The organism is Asanoa sp. NPDC050611 (assembly GCF_040654855.1).
Classification (GTDB): domain Bacteria; phylum Actinomycetota; class Actinomycetes; order Mycobacteriales; family Micromonosporaceae; genus Asanoa.
The window spans coordinates 1-7,103 of sequence record NZ_JBFAIU010000369.1; the positions used below are offsets into that span (position 1 = coordinate 1).

Sequence of the window (7,103 nt, forward strand, 5' to 3'; positions counted from 1 at the left end):
GATCGCGGCGGGCCGCCACGACGAGGCCGTCGAGCGGGTCGGTGCGGCGTTCGACGGCGAGCCGTTGCACGAGGGGCTGGCGGCCCGGCTGATCCTCGCGCTCGCCGGGTCCGGTGGTCAGGCGGCCGCGCTGGCGCTGTTCGCCGAGGTCCGGGACCGGCTGGCCGGGGAGCTGGGCATCGAGCCGGGCGCCGAGCTGCACGACGCCCACCTGCGGGTGCTGCGCGGCCAGGTGCCGCCGGCCACGGACGCACGGCCGCCGGTCCCCGCCGAGTCGGTGCCGGTGTCGCTGCCACCGCCGGTGCGCCGGCGGGTCGTCCCGCGCCAGCTCCCCGCCCCGATCCGGCACTTCGTCGGCCGTACGCAGGAGATGGCCCAGCTCGACGCACTGGCCGACGAGGCCGTGCGCGGAAAGCGCGTCGTGATCGCGGCCGTCGACGGCCCTGGTGGCATCGGCAAGACCACCCTGGTCACGCAGTGGGCGCACGGCGCCGTCGACCGGTTTCCGGACGGTCAGCTGTTCGTCAACCTGCGCGGCTACTCACCGGGCGGCGCGCCGGTGACCACGGGCGAGGCCGTGCGGTGCCTGCTCGACGCGCTGGGCGTGCCGCAGCCACGGATCCCCACCGACCTCGACGCCCAGATCGGGCTGTTCCGCAGCCTGCTGGCCGAGATGCGCGTCCTGGTCGTGCTCGACAACGCCCGCGACGCCGACCAGGTGCGCCCGCTGATCCCGGGCAGCGGCACCGCGCTGGTCGCGGTGACCAGCCGGCGGCGGCTGACGTCGCTCGTCGCCCTCGACGACGCGCATCCCCTGCCGCTCGGGCTGTTGGGCGTCGCCGAGGCGCGGGAGCTGATCCGCCGCCGGCTCGGCGCCGCCCGCACGCAGGCCCGGCCCGGCTCGGTGGACGACCTCGTCGACCGGTGTGCCGGCCTCCCGCTCGCGCTGAGCATCGTGTCGGCCCACGCGAGCCGCCGGTCGACGCCCGACCGGACCGCGGGCGGGCTCGCGGCGCTGTCCGGCAACGACGCCTCCACCGATGTCCGCACCGTCTTCTCCTGGTCCTACCAGGGCCTCGACGACGGGTCGGCGCGGCTGTTCCGCCTGCTCGGCCTGCATCCCGGCGCCGACATCGCGACGGCGGCGGCCGCCAGCCTCCTGGGCGAGCCGGTGCAGACGGCCCGCGCGCACCTGGCCGAGCTGGTCAACACCAACCTCGTCGAAGAGAGCGCGCCGGAGCGGTTCACCGTTCACGACCTCCTGCGGTCGTACGCGGCCGAGCTCGTCTCCACAGTCGACAGCGACGCCGACCGGCTCGCCGCCCGGAGCCGGATGTTCGACCACTACCTGCACAGCACCCACGCGGCCAACACGCTGATCATGGAGCCGCATCTCGAGCCGATCACGCTGGAGGGCCCGCCGCCGGACGTCGTCGTGCAGCGGCCGGCGGACCGGGCCGCGGCGACGGCGTGGCTCGCGGTCGAACGCCCGGTGCTGATGTCCATCCTGGACGAGGCGGCGGCCACCGGTTTCGACCGCCACGCCTGGCGCATCGCGTGGTCGATGATCACGTACCTCAACCGGCGGGGTCTCTTCGCGGACCAGCTCCGCGCGCAGACCACCGCGCTGGCCGCGGCCGACCGGGCCGCCGACCGCGCCGGCCGGGCCCAGGCACTGCGCGCCCTCGGCGGCGCGCAGACCCACCTCGGTCACCACCACGAGGCCCGGGCGAACCTGTCGGCGTCGCTGCGGGAGTTCGCGGCCCTCGGCGACCACAACGGCCAGACGAGTGCCCAGTTCGGGCTCGGCTTCCTCGGCACGCTCCAGGGCGACCACCGCGCCGCGATCCGGCACAGCCTGGAGGCGCTGGAGCTGTGCCGGACCACCGGCCAGCTGGCCGGCCAGGCCAGTGCGCTCAACTCGATCGGCTGGCACCACGCACATTTCGGCGAGTACGACGAGGCGGCGGAGTACTGCGCGGCGGCACTGGAGATCCACCGCGAGACGGGCAACGCGATCGGCGAGGCGCACACCCTGGACAGCCTCGGCGTCGTCCACCACGGCGGCGGCGACCACGACACGGCCCTGGCCTACTTCCGGTCGGCGCTGCTGCTCTTCGAGGACGTCGGCGACACCTACCTCACGGCCACGGTGCTGGACCACATCGGCGACGCCGAGCAGGCACTGGGCCGCCCGAAAGCGGCGCAGGCGAGCTGGCGGCGCTCGCTGGAGCTGCTCGACAACGCCGGCCACCCCGACGCCGAGCAGGTCCGCGCCAAGCTCGGCGCGCACTCGACGGTCTTCCTGTCGACGGCGAACTGAGCTCCCACCGTGAGTCACTCCCGTTGACGAGGTTTATGTCCGGGTCGTGCGGTTAAGGACACGGGCAGCGCGGCACAAGCGGAGGTGGCGTGACACAGTTCGACCCCACCGATCCCGCGGTGGCCGGTTACACGTTGTTGTTGAAGGCTGCCTTCGACCGTGCCACCGTCGCCGCAGTCCGGCACCAGGTCGGGGCGTTCGCGCGCCGCTGTCGCATGAGCATGGACAGCCTCGATGACTTCCTTGTGGCGGTCAACGAGGCCATGACCAATGCCGTGCGACACGGCGGAGGGACCGGACAGCTGCTCCTGTGGCGCGACGGTGCCCTGCTCTGCCAGATCGTCGATCACGGCCCGGGCTTCGACGCCACCCCCTACCTGCGGCCACACCGGCGGCCACAACCGTCCCCGACGGGTGGTATGGGCCTGTGGCTTGCCCAGCAGGCAAGCGACGATCTGCGCATCCACAGCGACGCGACGGGGACTACGATCAGTATCAGCGGCTCCCTCGGTTCAAGCGGCGAACCATGACCAGACCCCCGGTCCCGCACCAATCTCCGCGAACCCACCGATAACTCAGGAGCGGCACGGTGCTGACAATCTCCGTCACCCATGACCCGATCGGCAGCGTCCTCCATCTGGCCGGCGAGCTGGACATGGAAAGCGCGCCGCAGCTGGTGGCCTGCCTCGATGACCAGCTGGCCCATGGTCACACCCGGATCGTCGCCAACCTGGAAGAGCTCGCCTTTTGTGACTCGCGCGGAATCTCCGCGCTGATCGCCGCCGCAACTCGTTGCCAACGCGCCGGCGGATCGCTGCACCTGACCGGGGCGAGCGGCACCGTGGCCCGGGTACTGGAAATCACGGGTGTCGCGGAACTCCTCGCGACCGATGCCTCCTTGACCACCGGCTTCGGTGCCGCGCCAAGCCAGCGGCGGCCGCCGGACCGCCTCATCGGCTGATCGCGGCGCGGGTCCGTTCTCGGTGCGGCGTTGAGGACGGAGATGACCATGACGTAGGCGATCCCGACGCCCTCGACGAGCAGCGCGAGCGCAAGGTCTCCTGCGGTTTCAGACGGCGTGGAGCCAGGCGCTCGCGACCGCTGCGAACTCGACGGCGGCGGTGGCGGTGACCGCCGCGATCATGGCGACGATCGCGGCCGGCCCGGCCAACCGGGTCCAGCGTCCGTCCGGCGCGGGGCTCCGCAGGGCGCGGACGCGGCCGACCACGCTGGCGCCGCCGAGGCCGAGCACCGGGGTCGCGGCCAGCGCGGCTTTGGCCACGCACCGCGCGACGAGCCCGCGGTCGCCGACCTGGCTCGCGGCCTCTTCGTCGGCCCACCGCTCGGCGTGGTGGGCGACCGCGTCGCGCAGCGGCGCGAGCAGCGGGTTGACGGCCGCGGCAGCGGCTGCCACGGCGGTGAAGCGGTGGTGACCGTGTCGCAGATGGGCCTGCTCGTGCGCGAGCACGACCGCACGCTCGCGGCCGTCGAGGGTCCGCAGCAGACCCGTGGTGATCAGCACGTGGCCCGGCCTTCCGGGAACCGCGACGGCGTGCGGTGCCGCCCAGTCGGCGACGACGAGCCCGCCCGCGTCGGGACTGCCCACGGATCGCAGCCTGCGGTGGGTGTCGCGGCGGATCCGCAGGTCGCGGAGCAGCCGCCAGGCGCTCCAGCCGAGCAACCCGGCCGCGGCCAGGGCGATCGGTCCCGGGACGGGCCTGGGCAGACCGGGCAGGTGGTCGAAGGCGGCCAACGGCGGGAGGTCGTCGAGCAGGGTCAGGGCGAGGAAGCTCAGGCAGGCGGCGTACGCGATCGCTGTGCCGGCGGCGGCCAGGGCGAGCCCGCGGGTCACCGCGGCGGGTGAGGTGTGCCGGGCCGCGGCCCGCGAGACCGCGACGAGCAGCAGCGAGAGCGCGGCGGGCAGGTAGACGGCGAAGGTCACGTGGCCTCCGGCGGTTCGGCGAGCAGGGCGCGCAGCATCTCGGCGTCGGCGTCGTCGAGCCCGGCGGCGAACTGCTGGAGCACGGCGGCGCGGTCGGGCCGGCCGGCGAGGGTGGCCCGCATCCGGCGGGCGGCCTCGGCGGCTTCGGCGTGGCGCACCCAGTAGACGTGCCCTCTCCCCCGTGGCCGCCGCTGGACGGCGTCCTTCTCGAGCAGCCGGATCAGGATCGTCTGCACGGTGTTGTACGCCAGGTCGTGCGGCAGCGCCCGCTGCACGTCGGCGGCGCTCATCGGCTCGGTGGCAGCGGCGAGCGTCGCCAGAATCTCGGCTTCGAGTGAGCCGTGGGGCCGGCGTCCGGCTCCGGCGGTCAACGCCATCGGTCCACCCCCTACGCCACGACCGTAGCACCTACACGTTGTAGGTTTGACAGCACCTACAAGTTGTAGGAGGTTGGGTCGGGTGAACTACGCGCTGTTCCAGTCGATCAACTCGCTTGCCGGCCGGATCGACGCCGTCGACGACCCGATCGAGTTCGCGGCGATCTGGCTGATCGCGGTGCTGTTCGCCGTCGCCGCCGTCCGGGTCGCGTGGGCGTTGCGGCGCCGCCAGCACCGGCAGGTCGCCGAGATCGCGGCCACGCTGGCACTGGCCTTCCTGCTCGGCGTCGCCGTCGCGGGCCTCGGCCTGGAGCAGCGACCGTTCCAGTCGCACCACGTCCACCAGCTGATCCCCCACGGCCCGGGCACCTCCCTGCCGAGCGACCACGCCACCGCGGCGTTCGCGGTGGCGTTGGCCGTCGGCTGGTTCCTCGACCGCAGGCTCGGCGCACTGCTCCTGGTCGGCGCCACTGTGATCGGTCTGGCCCGGATCTGGGTGGGCGTGCACTACCCGGCCGACGTGCTGGCCAGCCTCGTGATCGCGGCCGCCGCCGTTGCCGTTGTCGCGCTCGCCGGGCGGCTCGTGCGTATCCGCCGGGCGGTCGAACGCCCGTGAACGTCCTCGACCCACAGTGGCTGATCTCCACCCTCGGCGTCGCCGGGGTGCTGGCCGCCGTGTTCGCCGAGTCTGGCCTGCTCATCGGCTTCTTCCTGCCAGGCGACTCGCTGCTGTTCACCGTCGGGCTGCTGATCGCCGACGGCCGTTACGTGCACCTGCCGCTGTGGCTCGCCTGCGTGCTGATCGCCATCGCCGCGATCGCCGGTGATCAGGTCGGCTATCTGTTCGGCCGCCGCGTCGGCCCCCGGTTGTTCCGCCGCCCCGACTCGCGCCTGTTCAAGCGAGAGAACCTCGAACGCGCCGAGGGGTTCTTCCGCCGGCACGGCGCCCGGTCGATCGTCCTGGCCCGGTTCGTCCCCGTGGTCCGCACCTTCACACCGATCGTCGCCGGCGCGAGCCGGATGCCGTACCGCACGTTCAGCTGGTTCAACGTCCTCGGCGGCGTCCTGTGGGGATGCGGCGTGACCGCGCTCGGCTACTTCCTCGGCCAGGTCGCGTTCGTCCACAACCACATCGAGCTGATCCTCATCGGGATCGTGGCCGTGTCGCTGCTGCCGGTCGCGGTCGCGTTCCTGCGGTCGCGGCACCGCTCGCGGGTCGGGTGACGGGCTCAGCGGTCCCCGGGGACGATCAGGCCCGATTCGTATGCGACGACCACCGCCTGCGTCCGGTCGCGCAGGCCCAGCTTCGCCAGGACCCGGCTCACGTGCGACTTGACCGTTTCCTCGCCGACCACCAGCCGCCCGGCGATCTCCGTGTTGGACAGTCCTTCGGCGAGCAGGCGCAGCACTTCGGTCTCTCGCGCCGTCAGGGTGCGCAGCACCGCGTCCGGTTCCCGCCGGCGGTTGCCGAGCCGGGAGAACTCCGCCACCAGCCGGCGCGTGACCGTCGGTGCCAGCAGGGCCCCGCCGGCGGCGACCACGCGGACCGCGTCGAAGAGGCGTTCGGCCGTGGCGTCCTTGAGGAGGAATCCGCTCGCTCCCGCGTCCAGGGCGTCGTACACGTGCTCGTCGAGGTCGAAGGTGGTGAGGATCAGCACCCGGGGCGCCTCGTGCTCCCGGTCGGCGATGATGCGCCGGGTCGCCTCGATACCGTCCATTCCCGGCATGCGGATGTCCATCAGGACGACGTCCGGACTCAGCTCGCGGCACAACCGCACGGCGCGTTGGCCGTCGGCGGCGGATCCGACGACCGCGAAGTCCGGTTGTGTCCCGAGCAGCACCTCGAAGGCCGCGCGGACCACGTCCTGGTCGTCGACGACCACGATGCGCGTCATGTCGGTGCTCCCTTCGTCGGCAGGAGCGCCTCCACCATGAATCCGCCACCGGGACCCGGTCCGACGATGACCTGCCCACCGGCCATCGCGACCCGCTCGCGCATCCCGGCCAACCCGTGGCCGGCATGGTCGGCGTCCGCGGTCGGGGGCTCGACGCGGGGTAGGCCCGGTCCGTTGTCGTGGACGCGGACGCACAGCTCGTCCTCGCCGTAGTGCAGCTCGACGTCGACGGAGGCGCCGGGTGCGTGCCGTCGCGCGTTGGTCAGGGCTTCCTGGACGATCCGGTACGCGGTCAGTTCGAGGCCGTGGTCGAGGGGTTCGACCCGGCCCGACACGATCAGTCGCACGCCCGTCGATCCGGCGTCGCGGACCTCGTCGAGCAGCGGGTAGAGCTGGCGGAGTCCGGGCTGGGGCCGGCGCAGCTCGTCCTCGGCCTCGACGTCCTCCCGGAGCACGCCGAGCAGCCGGCGCATCTCGCTGAGGGCGGTGCGGGCGGTGTCACCGATCGCCGCTGGCGCGCGTCGCGGCGTACCACCGGCACCTGCTAGCCCACCGGACGATGCACA

At 73.1% G+C, this 7,103-nt stretch carries 9 protein-coding genes; 5 read left to right on the forward strand and 4 right to left on the reverse strand.

Features of this window, described 5'->3' with window-relative positions; all coding sequences use genetic code 11:
* The 3 genes from AB0H87_RS35245 to AB0H87_RS35255 form a co-directional block, all read left to right on the forward strand.
* On the forward strand, nt 1-2,323 hold a 2,323-nt coding region (locus tag AB0H87_RS35245; protein WP_360155890.1), incomplete at its 5' end, for a tetratricopeptide repeat protein.
* A gap of 89 nt (nt 2,324-2,412) precedes the next feature.
* Nucleotides 2,413-2,853 (forward strand): ATP-binding protein, encoded by a 441-nt coding sequence (locus tag AB0H87_RS35250; protein ID WP_360155893.1) that lies wholly within the window; start codon nt 2,413-2,415, stop codon nt 2,851-2,853.
* A gap of 59 nt (nt 2,854-2,912) precedes the next feature.
* Nucleotides 2,913-3,284 carry an STAS domain-containing protein gene (locus AB0H87_RS35255; protein WP_360155896.1) on the forward strand — a complete coding sequence of 124 codons (372 nt, stop codon included), beginning with the start codon at nt 2,913-2,915 and terminating at the stop codon, nt 3,282-3,284.
* A 108-nt stretch (nt 3,285-3,392) separates the two neighbouring features.
* Here AB0H87_RS35255 and AB0H87_RS35260 read toward each other — a convergent pair whose 3' ends face one another.
* Nucleotides 3,393-4,265, reverse strand: a complete 873-nt coding sequence (locus AB0H87_RS35260) for a M56 family metallopeptidase (RefSeq protein ID WP_360155899.1) — start codon at nt 4,263-4,265, stop codon at nt 3,393-3,395.
* Nucleotides 4,262-4,642, reverse strand: a complete 381-nt coding sequence (locus tag AB0H87_RS35265; protein ID WP_360155902.1) for a BlaI/MecI/CopY family transcriptional regulator — start codon at nt 4,640-4,642, stop codon at nt 4,262-4,264. Before AB0H87_RS35265 ends, AB0H87_RS35260 begins: the two co-directional genes overlap by 4 nt.
* Before the next feature lie 82 nt (nt 4,643-4,724).
* On the opposite strand from AB0H87_RS35265, the gene AB0H87_RS35270 reads away from it, so the two are divergent.
* The gene (locus AB0H87_RS35270; protein WP_360155905.1) at nt 4,725-5,258 is read left to right on the forward strand and encodes a phosphatase PAP2 family protein; all 534 of its coding nucleotides are present in this window, start codon (nt 4,725-4,727) and stop codon (nt 5,256-5,258) included.
* Nucleotides 5,255-5,866, forward strand: a complete 612-nt coding sequence (locus AB0H87_RS35275) for a VTT domain-containing protein (protein WP_360155908.1) — start codon at nt 5,255-5,257, stop codon at nt 5,864-5,866. Before AB0H87_RS35270 ends, AB0H87_RS35275 begins: the two co-directional genes overlap by 4 nt.
* A gap of 5 nt (nt 5,867-5,871) precedes the next feature.
* Here AB0H87_RS35275 and AB0H87_RS35280 read toward each other — a convergent pair whose 3' ends face one another.
* Together AB0H87_RS35280 and AB0H87_RS35285 are read right to left on the reverse strand one after the other, a co-directional pair.
* Nucleotides 5,872-6,537 carry a response regulator transcription factor gene (locus AB0H87_RS35280; RefSeq protein WP_360155911.1) on the reverse strand — a complete coding sequence of 222 codons (666 nt, stop codon included), beginning with the start codon at nt 6,535-6,537 and terminating at the stop codon, nt 5,872-5,874.
* Nucleotides 6,534-7,103, reverse strand: a 570-nt coding sequence (locus tag AB0H87_RS35285; protein WP_360155914.1) for an ATP-binding protein, incomplete at its 5' end; no start/stop codon positions are given. The genes AB0H87_RS35280 and AB0H87_RS35285, both read right to left, overlap by 4 nt.

What these genes read in the sequence shown, in the direction of transcription:
- AB0H87_RS35265 (WP_360155902.1), bottom strand. Translation starts at nt 4,642, where the DNA reads ATGGCGTTGACCGCCGGAGCCGGACGCCGGCCCCACGGCTCACTCGAA.
- AB0H87_RS35280 (WP_360155911.1), bottom strand. Translation starts at nt 6,537, where the DNA reads ATGACGCGCATCGTGGTCGTCGACGACCAGGACGTGGTCCGCGCGGCC.